The sequence below is a fragment of the Nesterenkonia cremea genome (assembly GCF_014642675.1).
Lineage (GTDB): Bacteria > Actinomycetota > Actinomycetes > Actinomycetales > Micrococcaceae > Nesterenkonia > Nesterenkonia cremea.
In genome coordinates this window covers 18,474-38,254 of record NZ_BMIS01000001.1, presented here as the reverse complement: position 1 = coordinate 38,254, position 19,781 = coordinate 18,474, and the positions used below count along the sequence as shown (strand labels likewise).

Annotated in this window: 21 protein-coding genes; 8 read left to right on the top strand and 13 right to left on the bottom strand. The window is 66.4% G+C overall.

Features of this window, described 5'->3' with window-relative positions; genetic code table 11:
- Positions 1–38: 38 nt before the first annotated feature.
- The gene (gene pyrE / locus IEW85_RS00170) at positions 39–599 is read right to left on the bottom strand and encodes an orotate phosphoribosyltransferase (protein WP_229658666.1); all 561 of its coding nucleotides are present in this window, start codon (positions 597–599) and stop codon (positions 39–41) included.
- A 55-nt stretch (positions 600–654) separates the two neighbouring features.
- On the opposite strand from pyrE, the gene dnaB reads away from it, so the two are divergent.
- Positions 655–2,016 (top strand): replicative DNA helicase, encoded by a 1,362-nt coding sequence (dnaB, locus tag IEW85_RS00165; protein ID WP_188681968.1) that lies wholly within the window; start codon positions 655–657, stop codon positions 2,014–2,016.
- Positions 2,017–2,135: 119 nt separating this feature from the next.
- Entirely contained in the window at positions 2,136–3,044 is a 909-nt protein-coding gene (locus tag IEW85_RS00160; protein WP_188681967.1) for an HAD family hydrolase, read from the top strand.
- A gap of 13 nt (positions 3,045–3,057) precedes the next feature.
- Here IEW85_RS00160 and IEW85_RS00155 read toward each other — a convergent pair whose 3' ends face one another.
- From IEW85_RS00155 to IEW85_RS00145, 3 genes are all read right to left on the bottom strand, one after another.
- On the bottom strand, positions 3,058–3,507 hold the full coding sequence (locus IEW85_RS00155) for a hypothetical protein (RefSeq protein WP_188681966.1): 450 nt from the start codon (positions 3,505–3,507) through the stop codon (positions 3,058–3,060).
- Positions 3,508–3,517: 10 nt separating this feature from the next.
- A complete protein-coding gene (locus IEW85_RS00150) occupies positions 3,518–3,667 on the bottom strand; it encodes a hypothetical protein (RefSeq protein WP_188681965.1) in 150 nt (49 codons plus the stop codon).
- 117 nt (positions 3,668–3,784) lie between these two features.
- Positions 3,785–5,161 carry a galactokinase gene (locus IEW85_RS00145; protein WP_188681964.1) on the bottom strand — a complete coding sequence of 459 codons (1,377 nt, stop codon included), beginning with the start codon at positions 5,159–5,161 and terminating at the stop codon, positions 3,785–3,787.
- Positions 5,162–5,244: 83 nt separating this feature from the next.
- Here IEW85_RS00145 and IEW85_RS00140 point away from each other — a divergent pair, with 83 nt between their 5' ends.
- A complete protein-coding gene (locus tag IEW85_RS00140) occupies positions 5,245–5,673 on the top strand; it encodes an organic hydroperoxide resistance protein (RefSeq protein ID WP_188681963.1) in 429 nt (142 codons plus the stop codon).
- 434 nt (positions 5,674–6,107) lie between these two features.
- Here IEW85_RS00140 and IEW85_RS00135 read toward each other — a convergent pair whose 3' ends face one another.
- Entirely contained in the window at positions 6,108–6,647 is a 540-nt protein-coding gene (locus IEW85_RS00135) for a TetR/AcrR family transcriptional regulator (RefSeq protein WP_229658665.1), read from the bottom strand.
- A 97-nt stretch (positions 6,648–6,744) separates the two neighbouring features.
- Here IEW85_RS00135 and IEW85_RS00130 point away from each other — a divergent pair, with 97 nt between their 5' ends.
- Positions 6,745–7,833 (top strand): GNAT family N-acetyltransferase, encoded by a 1,089-nt coding sequence (locus tag IEW85_RS00130; RefSeq protein WP_188681961.1) that lies wholly within the window; start codon positions 6,745–6,747, stop codon positions 7,831–7,833.
- A gap of 282 nt (positions 7,834–8,115) precedes the next feature.
- Here the strand turns inward: IEW85_RS00130 and IEW85_RS00125 are convergent, their stop codons facing one another.
- The 4 genes from IEW85_RS00125 to IEW85_RS00110 form a co-directional block, all read right to left on the bottom strand.
- A complete protein-coding gene (locus IEW85_RS00125) occupies positions 8,116–8,535 on the bottom strand; it encodes a GntR family transcriptional regulator (protein WP_188681960.1) in 420 nt (139 codons plus the stop codon).
- Entirely contained in the window at positions 8,532–9,578 is a 1,047-nt protein-coding gene (locus tag IEW85_RS00120; protein ID WP_229658664.1) for a hypothetical protein, read from the bottom strand. Before IEW85_RS00120 ends, IEW85_RS00125 begins: the two co-directional genes overlap by 4 nt.
- Before the next feature lie 105 nt (positions 9,579–9,683).
- Positions 9,684–11,129: a hypothetical protein gene (locus IEW85_RS00115; RefSeq protein ID WP_188681958.1), complete on the bottom strand. Its 1,446-nt coding sequence runs from the start codon at positions 11,127–11,129 to the stop codon at positions 9,684–9,686.
- Entirely contained in the window at positions 11,122–11,460 is a 339-nt protein-coding gene (locus IEW85_RS00110; protein ID WP_188681957.1) for a hypothetical protein, read from the bottom strand. Before IEW85_RS00110 ends, IEW85_RS00115 begins: the two co-directional genes overlap by 8 nt.
- A 110-nt stretch (positions 11,461–11,570) precedes the next feature.
- Here IEW85_RS00110 and IEW85_RS00105 point away from each other — a divergent pair, with 110 nt between their 5' ends.
- Positions 11,571–12,815: a pirin family protein gene (locus IEW85_RS00105; protein ID WP_188681956.1), complete on the top strand. Its 1,245-nt coding sequence runs from the start codon at positions 11,571–11,573 to the stop codon at positions 12,813–12,815.
- Positions 12,816–12,916: 101 nt separating this feature from the next.
- Positions 12,917–13,468, top strand: a complete 552-nt coding sequence (locus IEW85_RS00100) for an NADPH-dependent FMN reductase (RefSeq protein WP_188681955.1) — start codon at positions 12,917–12,919, stop codon at positions 13,466–13,468.
- A gap of 7 nt (positions 13,469–13,475) precedes the next feature.
- Here IEW85_RS00100 and IEW85_RS00095 read toward each other — a convergent pair whose 3' ends face one another.
- The 4 genes from IEW85_RS00095 to IEW85_RS00080 are packed head-to-tail and all read right to left on the bottom strand — an operon-like array spanning position 13,476 to position 17,699.
- A complete protein-coding gene (locus tag IEW85_RS00095) occupies positions 13,476–14,603 on the bottom strand; it encodes an L-talarate/galactarate dehydratase (RefSeq protein ID WP_188681954.1) in 1,128 nt (375 codons plus the stop codon).
- Positions 14,593–16,128, bottom strand: a complete 1,536-nt coding sequence (locus IEW85_RS00090; RefSeq protein WP_188681953.1) for a tripartite tricarboxylate transporter permease — start codon at positions 16,126–16,128, stop codon at positions 14,593–14,595. The genes IEW85_RS00095 and IEW85_RS00090 overlap by 11 nt, the downstream gene beginning before the upstream one ends.
- Positions 16,129–16,170: 42 nt before the next feature.
- On the bottom strand, positions 16,171–16,692 hold the full coding sequence (locus tag IEW85_RS00085; protein WP_188681952.1) for a tripartite tricarboxylate transporter TctB family protein: 522 nt from the start codon (positions 16,690–16,692) through the stop codon (positions 16,171–16,173).
- Complete coding sequence (locus IEW85_RS00080; protein ID WP_188681951.1) at positions 16,692–17,699, bottom strand: Bug family tripartite tricarboxylate transporter substrate binding protein; 1,008 nt, start codon at positions 17,697–17,699, stop codon at positions 16,692–16,694. Before IEW85_RS00080 ends, IEW85_RS00085 begins: the two co-directional genes overlap by 1 nt.
- 156 nt (positions 17,700–17,855) lie before the next feature.
- Here IEW85_RS00080 and IEW85_RS00075 point away from each other — a divergent pair, with 156 nt between their 5' ends.
- Positions 17,856–18,731: a LysR family transcriptional regulator gene (locus tag IEW85_RS00075; RefSeq protein WP_188681950.1), complete on the top strand. Its 876-nt coding sequence runs from the start codon at positions 17,856–17,858 to the stop codon at positions 18,729–18,731.
- Between the two features lie 117 nt (positions 18,732–18,848).
- Positions 18,849–19,775, top strand: coding sequence for a 5-dehydro-4-deoxyglucarate dehydratase (kdgD, locus tag IEW85_RS00070; protein ID WP_188681949.1), 927 nt, complete (start codon positions 18,849–18,851; stop codon positions 19,773–19,775).
- The last annotated feature ends 6 nt before the right edge of the window (positions 19,776–19,781 follow it).

Below are 19,781 nucleotides of genomic sequence, written 5' to 3'. Positions count from 1 at the left end.
GCCCTGCGCCTGGGACGAGCCCCGCGGTCGGGTGGAGCTCAGTCCAGCCCGAGCTCCGACTTGGAGTAGGCGAAGAGATAGGGCACGCCGGCCTCCTGCTCCACGCGCTCCTTGGCACCGGTGTCCCGGTCGACGATGACGGCGACAGCCTGCACCTCGCCGCCGGCCGTGCGCACGCCCTCCACTGCGGTCAGCGCGGAGCCGCCGGTGGTGGAGGTGTCGTCGAGGATGACCACCTTGCGGCCCTCCACCGAGGGGCCCTCGACCTGGCGCTGCATGCCGTAGTCCTTCTGCGCCTTGCGCACCACGAAGGTGTCCACCGGGCGGCCCTGGCCCGCGGTGTGGTGCATGATCGCGGCACCCACCGGATCCGCGCCCATGGTCAACCCGCCGGTGGCCTCAAAGCTGACGCCGGCCTCGTCGAGCATCTCGGTCATCACAGCGCCCACCAGGGGGGCGGCCTCATGGTGCAGCGTGATGCGGCGCAGGTCCACGTAGTAGTCGGCTTCCTCTCCCGAGGAGAGAGTGACCTGTCCCCGGACGACGGCGAGCTCGGTGATCAGTTCCTGCAGGCGCGTGCGATGACTCATGGGCGCCATCCTACTCATCCACAGGGGCGCTCGAGCACCCAGCTCCACCCGGTATTGTGGAACGGTGAGTTCCGACGTCTATGACACCAGTGCGCCGGCCGGGGCGGAATCCCGCACCCCGCCGCAGGACATGGCCGCCGAGCAGTCCGTGCTGGGCGGCATGATGCTCTCCAAGGACGCCATCGCCGACGTCGTCGAGATCGTTCGTGGTCCTGACTTCTACCGGCCCGCCCACGAGATCATCTATGACGCCATCGTGGACCTCTATGGCCGCGGTGAGCCCGCCGACGTCGTCACCATCTCGGATCACCTGACCAAGCGGCAGGAGCTGCAGCGGATCGGCGGTCCCGCCTATCTGCACAACCTGGCCCAATCGGTCCCGACGGCGGCCAACGCCTCCTTCTACGCCGAGATCGTCCGGGAGCGCGCCATCCTGCGCCGCCTGGTCGAGGCCGGCACCAAGATCGTCCAGCTGGGCCACGGTGCCGACGGCGAAGTCGACGCCATCGTCAACGAGGCCCAGTCTGAGATCTACAACGTGGCGGAGAACCGACAGTCGGCCGACTACGTCTCCCTGGGCGAGGTGCTGGTCCCCACGATCGATGAGATCGAGACCAACGCCTCCCACGACGGCGGCCTGACCGGCATCCCCACCGGCTTCCGTGAACTCGACGAGCTCACCCACGGCTTCAACGGCGGTCAGATGATCATCGTCGCGGCCCGTCCGGCGATGGGTAAGTCCACTCTTGCCCTGGACTTCGCCCGCTCGGCGGCGGTGACCAATGGGATGACCGCGGCGTTCTTCTCTCTGGAGATGGGGCGCAACGAGATCGCGATGCGTCTGCTCTCTGCCGAGGCGCGCATCCAGTTCCAGGATCTGCGCAAGGGTGACATCCGGGATGAGGACTGGGACAAGATGTCCCTGGCGGTGGACCGGCTGAACGAGGTGCCGCTGTTCATCGATGACTCCCCGAACATGTCGCTCATGGAGATCCGCGCCAAGTGCCGTCGCCTCAAGCAGCGGAACAATCTGAAGCTGATCGTGCTGGACTACCTGCAGCTGCTCTCCTCCGGAAAGCGCGTGGAGTCCCGTCAGCAGGAGGTCTCGGAGTTCTCGCGAACCCTGAAGCTGCTGGCCAAGGAGCTGGACGTCCCGATCATTGCGCTCTCGCAGCTGAACCGTGGTTCCGAGCAGCGTACCGATAAGCGTCCCCAGGTCTCTGACCTGCGTGAATCCGGGTCCATCGAGCAGGACGCGGATATGGTCCTGCTGCTGCACCGCGATGAGGTCTATGACAAGGAGTCCCCGCGTGCGGGTGAGGCCGACATCATCGTGGCGAAGAACCGTGCGGGTCCCACCCGTGACATCGTCGTCGCCTTCCAGGGTCATTACGCCCGGTTCCAGGACATGGCTCAAGATATGTGAGCCCCTGACAGAAGGAACGCCCCGCGAGCCTCTCGCAGGGCGCTCCTGCTGCCTCCGGGGTGGGGCGGTTGATCGTGGCCGGGCGTCTTCGCCGAGAACACTCCGATAGGATCACCGCTGTGACCTCAGAACCGCGCGTCGACCGTTCGTACGACTCCGCACACACAGATGCGGGGGCCGGAGCCCCCGCAGAAGCCGTCGCCCACCCGGGGAGCCCCCGCCTGGTGGCCTTCGACATCGACGGCACGCTGTTGGGCTCCGATAAGGTCCCGCAGCCCGGCACGCTGCGCGCCTTCGAGGCCATGCGAGCCGCCGGGACCCGGATCATGCTCGCCTCCGGCCGGCCGATCCCGGGGCTGAAGGCGCTGGCCGCTCGCTGCGGCCTGGGAGAGGACCTGATCTTCGCCGGGCTCAACGGATCAGTGGTGGTGGATCAGGCCAGCGAGGAGACCCTTGCTCGGCACCCCGTCCCCGCGGAGACCGCTCAGCCGATCATCGAGCTGGGCCGTGAGCACGGTGTGGTGGTCATGCTCCCGCACGGCGCCGAACTGGTGGTCGGCGCTGAGCATGCCGAACACCCCCAGGTGAAGCATGAGGCGGCCGGCAACGGGCTGACCGTCCGCGGGGTCGAGGACATCGCCCGGCCGGACATCGCCCCCACCAAAGTGCTCTTCTGTGCCGAGCGCCCCGAGCTGGAGGCCCTGGAGCAGCGGCTGCGCGCTGAGAACGCAGACCAGATCGAGCTGGCCTACTCCTCACGCATCTACATGGAGGCCACGGCCGCAGGCGTGGACAAGTCCACCGCCATCCGGGACTTCTGCCGCACCCACGGGATCGGCGCGGAGGAGACCATGGCCTTCGGCGACAACGGCAACGATGTGACCATGCTGCGCGCCGCCGGCGTCGGGGTGGCCATGGGCAACGGGATCCTGGAGGCCAAGGAGGCCGCCGACGTCGTGACCACCAGCAACGACGACGAGGGCATCGCCCGCGTGTTGGCCCAGCACTTCGCCGTGGAGATCAGCTGACTGCAGACGCCGGTCAGCTGAACACCCCGAGGATCCGGTCCAGGAAGATGTAGCCGAGCGCGGCATAGACCAGTCCGATCCAGAGGCTGTGGGTCAGGCTCTTCCAGAAGCGGCCGGTGCCGATCAGCAGGCCGAATGCCCAGGGGACACAGGCCAGGACATAGCCGGCGGCGACCATCCAGAGGCCGATGAACTCCGCCTCGGCCACCGTCCACAGGCCTACGCTCAGGCACCACAGCATAGTGGGTTCGAAGAGCATGGCCGCGAGGACCAGAGTGGTGATGACCGCCCAGAGCCAGCGCCCCCATTCCAGGCCTCCGTGGAGCAGGCGCGAGCCGGCGGAGGGCTTCTTCTCAGCCGATGTGCGTTCCCGCTGTCCGCTGCGCGCCTTCTGGCCTGCTGGTGCGGCCGGCTTCCGGGCGGGGGAGGGCTTCTTCGCCGGAGCCTTCTTCTCTCTGTTCACTCACTCCAGATTACATCCGGTCGAAGTAGGGCAGCAGCAGCACCAGGACGAAGAGTGCGATGCCGACCACCAGGCAGATGCCTACGGCTCGGTTGGAGGAGGCCTGGAAGTGGTCGCTGCCAGTGCTGCGGTGATCGCCTTCTGGCTCCCGCGACGTCATGTGCACCTCGCTGCACGGATATGGACCAGGTACGTCACCTGCGCAACTGTAAGGAGCATTGCTGGGAATGACCTGTGCGAGGAGTCAATCTTGGCTCAGTGAGCTCCCGACGCCGGCTCAGACCACCCGAGCGGCCGCTGAGGGTGCCACATCCAGGAAGCGCAGCCCGGCGTCGATCTTCAGAGCGGCTGCGGCCACATCGTGCATCTTGTCCTCGTGGACCAGCACCAGCACCGATCCGCCGAAGCCGCCGCCGATCAGCCGCGCCCCGGCGGCGCCGGCGCCCAGGGCGGCGTCGACGATCCGGTCCGCGGCGGGGAGGGAGACCTCGGCCTCGTCGCGCATGCTCACATGTCCGGCCGTCATGATCTCGCCTATCTCTGCGGCCATATGGTCCAGGCCGAAGGCCTCCTCGGAGAGCAGCGTGTGCAGCTTCTCCGAACGCAGCATCTCCATCAGCGCATGCTTCAGGCGGCGCCGGCAGGAGGCGGCGTCGTAGTCCTGGCCGTCCGGGCCGGTGATCTGAGTGCGGTCTGCGGTCTTCTCGTCGAACTCGGTCAGCCGCTCGGTCACGTGCAGCTTCTTGGGTCTGCGCTCCGGCAGCGCCTCGCGCAGCTGGTGGCCCTCGGCCACGGAGAAGCCCAGCAGGGCGCCTGCGGCCTCAGCCTCGGCCCGGCGTGCGGCGAACTGCCCGTCCACCAGCCAGTGGGCCTGGCGGGTGTCCACGGCCAGGAAGCGGTAGCCGCGCAGCAGGCAGGAGGCGTTGAGCCGGTTCACCGAGAAGTCGCGGCAGTCCAGGGAGAGGATGCGATTCTCGGCTCCGCGCAGGCTCACGGTCTGGTCCAGGCCGCCGGTGCCGGCGCCCACGAACTCCACTTCGGCGCGGATGCAGGCCTGAGCCAGCAGGGCGCGGTGGTCGTCGGTCAGCGCGGAGGTCAGTTCCTCCTCCGGGTTCTCATGGCCCAGCGGAGTGCCCAGGCCCACGAAGGCCAGGGCGCAGGCGCATTCCAGCGCGGCCGAGGAGGAGAGGCCTCCGCCCACCGGGACGGTGGAGAGGATCAGCAGATCCGCACCGAAGCCGTCCTCGGGGGTGAGGTTTGTGATCAGGGAGGGATCGCCGTCGTCGTCCAGGCCGGTGGCGCCGGTGCCCAGTCCCTGCAGCGCCCAGAGCACGCCGGAGACGTAATGGGTCCAGGAGGGGGCCTCCGGGCCGGAGGGGATGACCCCGCTGTCCAGTTCCGGGTCCAGGGTGCGCATCTGCAGCACGCCGTCGGTGCGCGGTGCTGCGGCCACGTAGGTGCCGTGGGACAGGGCCATCGGCAGGCAGCGCCCGCCGTGGAAGTCGATGTGTTCCCCGTTGAGGTTGGCGCGTCCTGGGGCGAACCAGGTTCCCTCGGCATCGCGGCCGAAGGTGCTGAGGAACTGAGCCCGCAGGTCAGCGGTGATCTGTTCAGGGTCTCCGGCAGGGTGCCGGGCGGCGTCGAGTGTTCGCACGAGGCACCATTGTGCCACTGACGTCCATGTGATGTTCTAAGGGGTGGAAGGCACCTTCCCCCATCGACTGAGAGGACACGAAGATGGCTGTCGAATCCGTGTACACCGCAGAAGCTCTGGCCACCGGCGGCGGCCGCCAAGGAGAGGCCAAGACCAAGGACGGCGCTCTGGACCTGACGCTGGCACCGCCGAAGGAGATGGGCGGCTCCGGTGACGGTGTGAACCCCGAGCAGCTCTTCGCCACCGGCTGGTCCGCCTGCTTCCTGGGCGCGCTGAAGAATGTCGCCGGCGACGACTACAACACCGACGACGCCGCCATCGGTGTGAAGGTCAGCATCGGCAAGGACACCGAGGACGGCGGCTTCGGCCTCGCCGTGGAGATCGAGGTGGTGCTCCCCAACGAGGATCAGGCCCGTGCCGAGGAGCTGGCAGAGAAGGCCCACGACTTCTGCCCCTACTCCAAGGCCACCCGCGGCAACATCGACGTGAAGGTCACCACCAGCCAGGACTGATGCTCCTGGGCGCGGCGGCTGCTGCGCGGCGGGCGTTGAGCCCGCGGTGATCGAGAAAGGCTCTGCGGACTGCTATGCGGTCCGCAGGGCCTTTCATATGGGCGCGGCTGGGCTGGGCCGCGTCCCGCCGATCACCGAGTACCAGGCATCTGCTCCGGCACTGAATCCTGCTGCAGCGTTTGGATCACCTGAGACGCCCACGCTCACGTGCTCCGGCAGCACAGCGCGCACCGCCTCGGTCCTTTGACGGGCCTGAGCCGGATCTGCCGGAACCGGCGGAATCTTCGCCTAGGCGACGCCGGGGAGTTCGGCGATGTGCCCGTAGAGCTCTGTGGGGAAGGTGAATCCGGTGGTCCCGGGGTTGTCATAGAGGACCACCGGGGTTGAAGTCTCGGCCGAAACGGTGTCGAAGAGTGCCTAGACGTCCTCCCCGGTCAGCGTGCCAATAAGACCTTGAGCCCTTTGCTGACGATGGTCTTAGCATCTACGCCGTGCTCGGCATGTAACGAGGAGTAGAGGGGTGCGGTGCCTTCGTCTATGGGGGCTTGCCGCTCAAGGCCTGCGATCGGTGTGGTGGCAGCACTGCCGATGACGAAGTTCGACAGGGCATACGCATCTCCCAGTGGGTCGGATGAGCCTCGTTCAGAAAGCAATGTGCACATCCGCTCCGAGAGTCGCAGGTAGTTCGGCCCCCTGGGGGCGCGCATCGCGATGACCTGGGATGCCCAGGGGTGGGCAACGAGATGACGGTAGTAGGCAAGCATCAACTCATGCAGCGGTGCATCTTCGATGGCCCGCTGCAGAGCTACGTCTTGACCGAGTGCTTGATCGAATCCGAGATCGTAGAGGTCATCCACGGAGTCCATCCGCGAGTACAAGCTCGCCGGGGCCACCTCCAGCCGCAGGGCCACTGCCCGGATCGTCAAAGCACGCAGGCCACCTTCGTCCAACAGTTTCACAGAGGTGGTGGCCACCTGCTCTATATCCACTGCCCGAGCGCGACGAACTGGTCTCCGATGCTCCCAATAACTCATACTTCCATATTAACCGAACTGTGTTAGTTTTACGTGCATGTTGAATGCCGAGCTTCTTCCGCTCCGTGACGACCGGGCGGTGCTGCGACCGATGCGCGCAGAGGACGCAGATGCCTATGCTGCAGGGACTACAGATCCGGCGGTGCATCTGTATGCTCATCTGCCTGAACCTGAATATACCCCGGCCTCGGTGACTGAGTTGATCCGCGGCACCCTCAAGGAAGGGTTGCACCGCGGTGACCTTGCAGCACTGACCATTGCTGAGCCCGCGACAGATGCTTTTGCAGGCAGCCTGGTCCTGTTCGGGGTCTCCGACGACTCTGTTGAAGTGGGGTTCTGGATCCACCCTGACCACCGAGGCAAAGGACTGAGTGCAGCAGCCCTTCAACTGGGTTCTGCTTTCGCCGGACGAAGCGGAATCACACGACTGACAGCCCGTACCGTGCCGGAGAACCAGGCATCGCAGCGTATTCTCGAACGGGCAGGTTTCACCCAGGGAGAGTGTGGCCGCGGCATGGCTCCTTCCGGTGAGGAAGCCGACTTGCTGCACTACTTCTCCTCGATAGAGCCGATTTCTCTTTTGCCCGTCGAGACCGAGCGATTGCGCCTCCGGCTGCACCAGCATGGTGACGCCGATGCCCTGCACAGGATCTATGAGCAGGAAGAGGTGGCGCGGTATCTGCTCGAAGAGCCCTGGTCACGGAGTGAGGCCGAACGCCGTATCAGCCAACGAATTGGCCAGACCGGCCTCCACCACGGCAGTGAGGCGCTCTCATTGGTCATCGAGCAGGATGGCGCCCTCATCGGTGATGTGCTGCTGTGGCTCACCGATACTGAACATCGCATTGCCGAGATCGGATGGGTGATGAACCCTGCCTATGGTGGTCAGGGGCTGGCCACAGAAGCGGTGCAAGCCGTGCTGGAATTGGGCTTCGAGCACTATGGTCTCCACCGTGTCGCAGCACAGATGGATGCCCGCAACACTGCTTCCGTCCGGCTGTCCGAACGGGTTGGGCTGCAGCGCGAAGCCCACCTCCGGCAGGACTGGTGGAGCAAAGGCGAGTGGACAGACACCCTGATCTACGGGTCCCTGTCGGCTGACTGTGAATCAGATGTAGCGCCCTAAGTCACTGAGAGCTCGCGTCTCGCTGAGGTTCCGCCGGTTCGCGCCAGGCGATCTGCTTGGTCCCGGGGAGATGAAGCCCTCTATGACCAGATACGGCTCCTGCCCCGACTCCAAGGCCGCCCGAGGCAACATCGACGTGAAGGTCACCACGAGCCAGGACTGATCCTCCTACGCGGCTGTACGGGCTGCGCGACTGTGTCGTCGCCCATCTCGATGCGAGCATACTCCATCTGATCGCTGCTGATGAAGCCCAGCACTCCCAGGGAGAGCACGCAGCGGACTTCAGCTCCGGCGGAGGTGGTGGACCCAGGCGAGGGCGTCGTCGTCGCTGTGGCCCAGAGCGGCCATAGCGGCCAGATAGTCCATGGTCAGCTGCTCGGCCGCCTCCACGACCGGAGCTTCCGCGCCCCTATCGGCCGAGGATCCGGCGCTCGACGCCGACGCCGCACCGCCCGGGTGAGCCGCACCGTCGAGCACCACAGTCCCGCGGCGCCCCTGACCCTGCGCGACGCCGGCCGCCTCCAGCTCCCTGTACGCCCGGGCCACGGTGTTCGGCGCCAGGCCGAGGTCGCTGGCCAGGCGGCGCACCGGTGGGAGGGTCGCCCCGGCGGTCAGCCGGCCCTGCCGTATCTGGTGCATGAGCTGCTCGCGCAGCTGGTCATAGGGTGGCTGCGCGGCGTTGGGATTGATCCGCAGGGTCATGCCGGATCCCGCCGATGCCGCGGCTCAGTCTCCACGGCACGGATATCGGGCCCGCCGAGTCCGCCCGGTTCGCCCAGGCCGGCAGGCGCGCCGCCTGCAGTGCCGCCCCCTGCAGGGTCAGGACCAGCCGCAGGGTCCTCCGCCAGTCCGTCCTCGGTGAAGGTCGTGTTCCCCCAGAGGCGGCGCAGCACGTGCTGACGGGTCCCGCGGCTGAACTCCTTCATCAGCGGCAGCAGGAAGATCGCGGCCAGCAGCAGGGTCACGAAGAACATGCCCAGCCCCACGAACAGCGTCTCCTCCATGGCGCCTTCGCGCACCTCGGGCGTGGTGGTGGCCAAGCCCACCGGGATGGCGGCCAGCAGGCAGATCAGTCCGGACAGGGTGATGGGCAGTGCATAGAGGGCTCGCAGGGACTCGGAGCGGCAGCAGTCGTCCCAGGCCAGCTCCAGCTCAGAACCGGCATGCTGAGGCCTGTGCACCGTGGCCGCCGCCGTCAGCTCCACACCTAGGAAGGTCAGTGCCAGCACCGGAACGGCCACCCAGGCGGCGAGCATCCAGTTCCACCACATGCCCTCTGCGGGGATGTCGAAGGGCGCGAAGTTCAGCACCGTCCAGGCCAGCAGCACCGCGGCCGCAGACAGCGGCGGACCCATACGGGCCGCCCACAGCTGACCTTCCGGGACGTAGTCGGGCTTCTGGGTGGTCTGGACGCGCTCCACGCGCTGGCTGTGGGGCAGCAGCGCCTTCTGCCCGGTGAGCACGGAGATCGCACCGCCGCAGACCATGCCCAGCAGGGTGCTGATCACCACCAGGCTCTCGTGCTCTCTGGTGATGCCGCTGAGCAGAATGACAGCGATGCTGAGGCCCAGCCCGATCAGCCCGCCGATCTGCACGATGCGGGCTCGTGAGCGCAGCCTTCTGCGCACCGGGCGGCGCAGCGGTGCCGGCAGCGGGAGCGCGTTCTTCTGCTCGGAGGGCCAGGGGCCGCTCCCGGCGGAGAGGATGATGGCCAGGGCGATGAAGCTCCATAGGGCGAAGCTCATGACATGTCCTTCCGCAGTCATACAGCTTCACTCTGTATCAATACAGAATTCCCTGGCAAGGGTTCTGGGCCGATCAGTTCGGTCCGGACGGTCGCGCACCGAGACTCAGCGCATCGGGTAGACCACGGCGTGGACTGTGGGAGCGCTCTGCTGCCCGTGGCCCGAGCCGTGCTCTGACCCCTGCCAGAGGCGCGCCGTGGGCTCCTCCGCTGCGAAGCCCTCCGGCTCAGCCTCGTCCGGGGAGATCTGCTCTGGGGTCAGCGGTACGGTCATGCTGCTGGTCTCCGGGGAGCCGGCACTCACCGAGAGCCGCAGCTCACCAGTGCTGCCTTCCTCCGCACCGGAGCCTTCAGCCCGGCCGGCACCCAGCACGACGGCGGTGCCCGGCTCGGCCTGCTGCAGCGCCTCATCCACCAGCTCCCGGTACGCGGCCTCCACAGCGTGCACATCGAGTTCGCCCTCGATCTGGGCCAGGGCGCCCAGCACATCGGCGGTCTGCCCGGCCCCGTGCTCGGAGTCCTCCAGAGCCAGGATGAACCGGCGGTCCGGGTGCAGCTGCTGCAGCTGATGCTGGGCGCGGAGCACGAGCGAGGCCGCCGACGTGCGCTGCAGGGAAGCGGGCTGTGCAGGATCGGCAGTGTCGGGTTCCGCAGCGCCGGGTTCCGCGTTGTCATGGTCGGCACGGTGCTCAGGCTCAGCGACGCCGGCCTCAGACTCTCCAGTCGCACCAGCACCGGCAGCACCATCCGCAGCGCTCACCTCGGACGCACCGTCAGCGCTCGCAGACTCCCACCTCTGGACAGGACCCCCGCGCATCAGATCGCTCAGCGGCACCGTCGGATCGCCGGTTTCCTCCGGAAGCGGGCGGGCCGGAGTGCTGTTCCAGGAGGCGTCCTGAGCAGAGTCGGGGTGGCCGGGGTCGTCGTAGTGCTCTCCGCGGCGCCGGGACAGGATCTGCTGGGTCATCCCGATGCCGAACCAGGAGCCCGCGCCCACCAGCAGCAGCGCCAGCACGGAGACCCAGGTGAAGGTCCAGACGATGCCGGCGGCCTCCTCCTCGGCGGGTGTGGTGAAGTGTAGGACCAGGAAGACGCCCTCCTGATCCGTGGTGACCTTGCCCCAGCGGATCTCCCCGAAGCCGGGAGTGTCCTGGACGCCGGAGGCGGCATCGGCCTCCAGCAGGGTCTCGAACTCGGGGCTGTCCTCCACGAACCGCTGGCCCATCCCGTTCTGCGCGTTGTCCAGGAACATGGTCTCGCCCTCGGAGACAGAGACCAGCATCTCGTGGGTCTCGGGGGTCTCGCGGGCCAGGAACCCGCGCATCAGGGAGGCCTCGGAGTCGAACTGCTCGCCCTCGCCGTTGCCGATCTGAGCGCGGTCCACATAGGCGATGAACTCATCCACCTCGTCCAGGATGGCCTCATCGGCGCTGCGGTCCACCTGGTTCAGCAGGATGGTGCGCACGGTCAGCAGGCTCAGCAGCAGCACGACGGCGCTGCTCAGCCCGATCAGCGCAACGAGCTTCATGCGGGTGCGGGCGTTCTCAGTCATCCTCGTCCTCCTGGTCGCCTGCCGTCTGGGCCCAGTCAGGGTTGGGTGTGGGTGCATGCCCGGGAGCCTCCAGGGGCGCCTCCTCAGAGGGCTCTTCGGCCTGCACCGGCGGCTGATAGGGGGAGGGGTCGGCGTCGTCGGTGCTGTCTGAGGAGGCGCCCGGGGAGGAGGTCAGCTTCTTCTCCACCTCGACGACGTCATCGGTGACGCCGTCGGGCTCCGGGGCGTCGCTGAGCGAGCGGCTGCCCACGAGGGCGCCGCCGAGCAGGGCGATGGCGCCCAGGAGCAGGGCGGCGCGGGAGAGGGCACCTCGGAGCATGGTCCCCAGCATGCTGGGACTCTGTGAGAGTTCGATGAGAGGCGTCGGCGGCTGATGCGGTGGGCGCAGACGACCAGCCGGGACCTCTGGGCGAATCCGTTCAAATTTGAAACCATAGGCCCATGAGTGCCGAAGCCGACCCCGTGAACCCCACTGAGCAGATCTGCATCAACAGTTCGGACACAGTGCAGGAGCTCAGCTCCTCCAGCGGGCTGCGCGACGGGGTCGTCGTCGGGGACTCCGGGGTGGAGGTGCTCGAGCCGCGCGAGGTTCCGCTCGGCGGTCCGCGGGCCATGCAGGTCCGCCGCACGCTGCCGCAGCGGGCGCGCTCGCTGGTGGGCGCCTGGTGCTTCCTGGACTTCTACGGGCCCGATGACCTGACCGAGGCCACGCCCATGCGCGTGCCGCGCCACCCGCACACCGGCCTTGCCACCGTCTCCTGGCTGTTCTCCGGGCGGATCGACCACATGGATTCCGCCGGCAGCTGGGCCACGGTCCGCCCTGGCGATGTGGTGCTGATGAACGCGGGCCGCGGCATCTCGCATTCCGAATACTCGACGGCGGACACCAAGGTCCTCCACGGCGCTCAGCTCTGGTACGCATTCCCGGATGAGCACCGGTCTGTGGAGCCTTCGCTGGAGGCTCACCGGCCCGAACCCGTGCGCGGCGACGGCTGGGAGGCGAAGGTCTTCCTCGGATCGCTGCTGGGGTACGAATCCTTGGTGAAGACCTATATCCCGCTCACCGGTGCGGAGCTGCGGCTGGAGCCGGGGACGGTGCTGGAGATCGAAGTGCCCGAGGACCATGAGCATGCGCTGCTGCAGGTCACCGGAGCGGTGAGCTTCAACGGCGAGGACATCCCTGAGGATCACCTGGGCGTGGTGGAGACCGGCGCCTCGACGCTGCGCGTGGAGGCCGGAGACGAGCCGGTGCTGGCGCTGCTGATCGGCGGTGAGCCCCTGGGCGAGCAGATCGTCATGTGGTGGAACTTCGTGGGCCGCTCCCATGAGGAGGTGGCCGCCTACCGCGCGGCGTATCAGGCGGAGATGGGCTTTGAGGCCCCGCAGGAGGATTCGCCGATGTTCGCCCGGCTGGGACTCGACGGCTCGGCTGAGGGCGCGGGGGCCGGCGTCGGGAGCTCCGGAGGCTGGGAGACCGCCGCCGAGCCCAACGGCGACACCTACGAGGTGGAGGTGGGGCCCGGTGCGCTCGGCGAGCCGATCCAGGGGGAGCTGCGCGAGGCTCTGGGCGGGACCCGGTACCGCGACGGCAGGCCCTTCCCGCAGTTCGGCGACTTCCCGCCCGGGCAGTCCGCTCCGCTGCCAGCGCCGCCGCTGCCCAACACACGGATGAAGCCGCGAGGCTGACGAATCGCGTACCTGATTCTCGACGATGAGGTACGCGATCCCGGTATTCACACAGTTCAGGTACACGATTTCCCCGCGGCCAGGCCCGCTAGGGTGGGGCCATGGTGAGAATCGGGTACATCATCGGCAGCACGGCAGAGGACTCCATCAACCAGAAGCTGGCCCGCGTCCTGGTGGACCAGGCGCCGGAGCAGGCTGAGATGGTGCATATCCCCATCCGGCACCTGCCGCTGTACCACCGGGATATGGACGCGGAGTTCCCGCAGGAGATGACCGACTATAAGCAGCAGGTCGCCGACGTCGACGGTCTGCTGGTGGTCAGCCCCGAGCACAACCAGAGCTTCCCCGCCGCGGTGAAGAACGCGCTGGACATCCTCACCCGCCCCTGGGGGAAGAACATCATCGAAGGGCTGCCGCTGGGCATCGCCGGCGCCTCGCCGGGGCGGTTCGGCACCATCAACGGCCAGTCCCAGCTGCGCCAGTTCCTCCCGCCGCTGGGTGTGAAGGTCATGGGCTCACCGCTGATGGCCGTCCACGCCACCCGGGAGACCTTCACCGACGACGGCGCCGATGAGCAGACCACGCGGCGCGCGGCTTCCTATATGGAAGCCTTCGTGGAGTTCGTGGTGCGGCACTCCCGGGTGGGCGATTAGCTCGGATTCAGAGCTTTCCGAACTCCACGGAGTCCACAGTCCAGGCTCGGGCCTGCTCACTCATGGTGATGCCCAGACCAGGGCGGTCCGGGATCAGCATGCGGCCGTCCTGGGTCTCCAGGCGTTCGTTGAACAGCGGGTCCAGCCAGTCGAAGTGCTCCACCCACGGCTCACGCGGGTAGCAGGCGGCCAAGTGCAGATGGATCTCCATGGCGAAGTGAGGTGCCAGGTCCAGGCCCTTCTGGTCGGCGAAGGTCAGCAGGCGCATGAACTGGGTGATTCCTCCGACGCGAGGCGCATCAGGCTGGATGATGTCGCAGGCGCCGCCGTGGATCAGCCGTTCGTGCTCTGCCACTGAAGCGAGCATCTCGCCGGTGGCGATGGGCGTATCGAGCGTCTGAGTCAGTCGTGCGTGACCTTCGACGTCGTAGGCGTCGAGGGGCTCCTCGATCCACACCAGGTCGAACTCCTCCAGACGGCGTCCCATGCGCAGGGCCGTACTGCGGTCCCACTGCTGGTTCGCGTCGACCATCAGCGGAACCTCGTCGCCGATGTGCTCGCGGACCCCTCGCACGCGGCGGATATCTTCGGCGTTGTCCGGCAGACCCACCTTGATCTTGATGCCGCCGATACCCTCTTCCACGGAGCGGCTGGCGCGCTCCTTGACCTCCTCCAGTGAGGCGTTCAGGAACCCTCCGGAGGTGTTGTAGGTCCGCACGGAGTCTCGATGCGCCCCCAACAGTTTGGCCAGGGGGAGATCGGCACGCTTGGCCTTGAGGTCGTAGAGCGCGATGTCGACCGCGGCCAGTGCCTGGGTGGCCAGGCCGGAGCGCCCGACGGAGGCACCTGCCCACTGCAGCTTGGTGATGAGCCGCCCGATGTCATTCGGGTCCTCGCCGATGAGCCCCTCCGCCACTTCTTTGGCATGGGCGAACTGAGCCGGACCACCGGCGCGCTTGGAGTAGCTGAACCCGATCCCTTCGAGCCCCTGTTCGGTGCTGATCTCGGCGAAGAGGAAGGCGACTTCCGTCATCGGCTTCTGGCGACCGGTGAAGACTTTGGCATCGGAGATGGCCGTCTTCAGCGGAAGGGTGACGGAGGACAGTTTGACGCCTCGGATGGAGTCAGCGGACATGAGTCTCCTCAGTTTCGGTGGATGAGTCGGACAGGGGGTTCAGATTCTTGTGCCGGGTGATCATCTTCAGGACCACGGGGAGGATGAGGACCAGCAGGAAGACGGCCAGCAGCGTCAGGGTGATCGGCCGGCCAGCAACCTGGCTGATGTCGCCTTCGAACATCATCAGTGCGCGGCGGAAGTTGTCCTCCAGGAGTGCGCCGAGGACGAAGGCCAGGACCAGTGGTGCGGGGTCGAAGCCGAACTTCTTCATCAGGTAGCCCAAGACGCCGAAGACGATGACCACCATGACTTCGAAGAATCGGTTGCTGATGGTGAAGGCGCCCATGCAGACGATGAGCAGCGTGATCGGAGCCAGGATTGTGGAGCGGACGTAGAGGATCCGCACGAAGAGTCCGATCATCGGGATGGCCAGCACCAGCAGGATGAGGTTGCCGATGTACATGGAGTTCACCACGCCCCAGAACAGATCTGGGTTGCTCTCCACCAGCTGAGGGCCGGGGGCGATGCCTTGGATCATGAGTGCTCCGAACATCACCGCCATCGTGGCGTTGGCAGGGATGCCGAGAGTCAGCAGGGGGATGAAGGAGGAGGTGGCGGCTGCGTTGTTCGCGGTCTCGGGCCCGGCCACTCCCTCGATCGCTCCCTTTCCGAATCGCTTCGGATCCTTGGAGATCCGCTTCTCCAGGCCGTAGGAGACCATCGAAGAGACGGTGGCTCCGCCGCCGGGAAGGATGCCCAGGAAGAACCCGAGGATGCCTCCGCGGGCCATCGGGCCGGAGGACTGCTTCAGGTCCTGGCCGCTGGGCAGCACTTTGTCCACCTTGATGGGCTTGGGCTGAGCCAGGTGCCGCTTCTCGAGGTTGTAGAGGATCTCGGCCAGGCCGAAGACGCCCATGGCGATCGGCACGAACTGGAGGCCGTCGGAGAGCTCCAGGTTCCCTGCGGTGTAGCGCAGCTCGCCGGTGAATCCGTCACGCCCGATGACGGCGAGGAGCAGCCCTGCCGCTGCGGCCACGAGGGCTTTGAGCATGTTGCCGTTGGAGATGGTGGCCACCAGCAGGATGCCCAGGAGGGTGAGGGCTGCGTACTCGGGAGGACCGAAGCGAAGTGCCCAACCCGCGATGATCGGAGCGACCATGGTCAGGGCGATGATGGCGATCGTCCCGCCCAGGAATGAGCCTAGAGCGCCGATTCCCAGTGCTTTTCCGGCCTGTCCCTTCTGGCCCATGGGGTATCCGTCCAGGGCGGTGATGGCCGAACTGGTCTCTCCGGGAAGTTTGAGGAGCACAGCGGTCACGGTGCCGCCGTAGATCGCCCCGTAGAAGATGCCGGCGAGCATGATGATCGCTGTGACCGGCTCCATCGTGTAGGTCAGCGGCAGCAGGATGGCGATGGTTGCCGCCGGGCCGAGCCCCGGCAGGACGCCGATGGTCATGCCGACGATGACGCCGAGGAGGCAGAAGAGGAAGTTCTGGGGTTGGAGCACCACCCCGAACCCTTCGATCACGGGAGCGAAGTCCATAGGAGTCAGAGCCTTTCGGAGGTTCTTCTGTAGTGGGCGGGATCAGAAGAGCCGTGGGATGGGCACATTCAGACCGATGACGAAGATCAGGTAGAACACAGCGACGGAGACGGCGGAGATCGGAACGGAGAGGCGGTACTTCTCCTTGCCGAGGATGCTCATCCAGAAGATCATCAGCAGCACAGCTGGGATCTCGAAGCCGATATGAGGCATCAGCTGGGCCGCTGCGGCGAGGCTGACCGCTCCGACCGCCACGGCCGTCGCGTTGGTGGTGATGCGTTCGGCATCGTCGAAGGTCTTGGCGCGGATGATGATGAGCACGCCGAGCAGGATGAGCAGGCCTGAGAGCAGACCGGGCCACGTGCCTGCCTGGGGCTGGGCCAGGGTGCCCAGCCCCAGGTCTATGGCGACCAGCAGTGCGCCCAAGCCGACCAGAGCGATCGTGGCCCCGCAGGCGACATTGGTCCAGGTTCCCGCGCGGGGCGCCTGGTAGTCGGCGGTGGTCAGGGCTGCCTCCTCCTCAGCGGGGGAGGTCTCCTCTGCGGTGTGCTCGAGAGCAGTCATCAGTCGTCGCCACCCAAGTCGATGTCGTTCTCTTCGACGAGCTCAGCATAGAGTTCGGCGTATTCGGTCCACTGCTCCTCCACCTCTTCGCCGTCCAACTCCGCCGGGGTCAGAAAGTGTTCCTCGTTGAACTGCTGGTAATCCTCGGAAGCGAAGACTTCTTCCAAACCTTCGCGCAGTGTTTCGATGACTTCGTCGGGGGCTCCGGCAGGCAGGGCGAGGGCGCGGTACTGGGAGATCGGGATCTCGTATCCTTCTTCCACGGCAGTGGGGACGTCCGACAGGTAATCGATACGGTCTTCGGAGAAGACCACGATGGGCTTGACCGTCCCCGCTTCGATCTGAGGCATCGCTTCACCGACTTGGACCGTGGCAACCTCGACCTGATCGCCCATCACAGCGGTCATAGCCGGAGCGCCGCTGTCGAAGGGAACTTCGTTGCCGGCGATGTCGGCCTCCTCCATCAGCAGCAGCTGGGCCAACTGGCTGGCCGTTCCGACGCCGGTGGTTCCGTAGCTGATCGTGCGGTCGGCCTGGACCATGTCCTCGACGGTTTCGATGTCGCTGTCTGCATTCGCGACCATGATGTAGTCGTCCTGGGACAGCCCAGCAACGATGTCGAGATCGTCGAGGGTGACTTCTTCGTCTTCATCGACGACCAGCGAGGTGACAGTGATCAGAGAGGCGTTGAGGAGGACCAGCTCGTAGCCGTCCGGCTCCTGCGAGGCCACATCCTGGGTGGCGATCGCGCCGTTGGCGCCGGGCTGGTTCTCCACTGTCATGGAGGTTCCCAACGCGCTCTGAGCTTCGTCGGCGATGGCGCGAGCGATCAGGTCTGTGCTGCCTCCAGCTTCCTGGCCCACGGTGAGGCGGATGTTCTCGTTGGGGTAGTCGTCGGCGTCGGTTGTTCCGTCGGTGACGCCGCCGCAGGCCGAGGCGGTCAGGGCAACTGCTGCCCCGGTGGCGATGAGTGTGGTTGAGCGGGTCGTGCGTCGGGTCCAGAACATTGCGCCTCCTTGAACGAAATTCTGGGAAGGGCGCCTAGCCTGTGAGCGGCGCCACATATTGCGAGTGATGTAGAGCATAATCAGGGGAGTGATACCTGTCTAAGCCCCAAGACGTATAGCTTGATACCGTTCGTGCATGACGTAAGGAGATCGCACGTGTTCACCCTTGACCAGGCTCGAGCCTTCGCCGCTGTGGCTGAGGAGCTGCACTTCGGGCGTGCTGCTGAGCGCCTCCATATGACCCAGCCGCCGTTGAGTCGCCAGATTCAGAAGCTCGAGAAGTCTCTGGAGGTTCAGCTGCTGGTGCGGCATCCCCGCGGTGTGGAGCTCACGGCGGCGGGCGAGGCCTTCCTGGATGAATGTCGGCAGGTGCTGGCCAAGGTGGATGAGGCCCCCCGGCGCGCTCGGCTGATCGCTGAGGGGCATCTCGGTGTGGTGCGTCTGGGGTATACCGCGGCCTCGGCCTACAACGTCCTCGGGGAGCTGTTGGCTCGCATCAAGGCGGAGGTGCCGGGTGTGACGGTGGAGCTGCATGAGATGGTCTCTGCCCGACAGCTTGAGGCTCTCCGCAATGGGGCGATCGACATCGGCCTGGCGAGACCTCCCTTCCACCTGGAGGCGGTGGAGTCGGCCCAGCTGCGGACCGAGGCGCTCGTCGTCGCTGCGCCCTCAGGGCACCCTCTGGTGAAGCGGGGAGGGCCGGTCAGTGCCGTGGAGCTGCAGCAGGAGAAGCTGATCATGCACTCCTATGAGCAGGCCAGATACTTCCGTGACCTGGTGGTCGGGCTGATCGATGTGCGAGAGGAGATGATCTCTTACACCGCCAGCCAGGTTCTGACCATCGTGGCCCTGGTTGCGGCAGGCCACGGAGTGGCACTGGTTCCAGAGTCGGTCGCGGAGCTGGGTATGGGCGGTGTGGTCACGCTTCCCCTCGAAGAGTCTCCGGCGAACCTCGTCCAGCTCCATGCCATGTGGCTGTCGACTTCCACCAATCCGGCACTGGAGCGGATCATCCCCCTGTTGGGGCGGTGACGGCTGAATGCTTGGTGATGCTCTGAAGGTATCGGACTATACGAAACAAGGCTTGGACAGGCATGACAGGGCGCTCGTAGCGTGAGTCACATTACGTCCGAGAATGTGGAGGTCCAGATGCCCGAATACTCACCCGCCGACCTGGCTGAGACCCTCAAAGACGGCCTGCTGTCGTTCCCCGTGACACCGTTCACCGAGAGCCTCGCCGTCGATGAGTCCGCCTTGGTCAAGCACCTCGAGTGGCAGTCCAGCTATGACATCGGCGGGCTGTTCGTCGCCGGAGGCACCGGAGAAGGCTTCTCCCTGACCCTGGAGGAGAGCCGCCTGGTGGTCTCCACTGCGGCGGAGACCGTCCGGGACGGAGTGCCCGTCCTCGGTTCAGCCACCGGCAACACTGCCCAGGCCGTCGAATTCGCCCAGATGGCAGAGACCGCCGGCGCCGACGGTCTGCTCCTGCTTCCGCCCTACCTCACCGAGACCACCCAGGAGGGGCTGCGAGCTCATGCCGCCGCGGTGCTTGAGTCCACCGATCTGGGCGTCATCCTCTATAACCGCGCCAATGCGATCTACAGCGCTGACACGGTGGCGTCCCTGGCCGAGGCCTATCCCAACCTCATCGGTTTCAAGGACGGCGTCGGGAACTTCGAGCAGCTCGCACGGGTCACAGCGGCCTGTGGTGACCGGCTCTTCTACCTGGGCGGGCTGCCCACGGCAGAGACCTACGCGCTGTCGCTGCTGAAGATGGGGATGAGCACCTACTCATCGGCCATGTTCAACTTCCTGCCCGAGTTCGCCCTTGAGTTCTACCGCAACGTCCGTGCCGAGGATCAGCAGGCCGTGCAGGAGAAGCTGCGGGACTTCGTCCTGCCCTACCTGGACATCCGTGACCGCGGAAACGGTTATGGGGTCTCGATCGTCAAGGCCGGCCTGCGCGCTGTGGGCCGCGACGCCGGTCCGGTGCGGCCGCCCCTGCGTGACCTCTCCGCCGAGGAGCAGAAGATGCTCAACACTCTGATCGGGAGCGTCGCTCCCGCAGCAGTCTGACCTGAA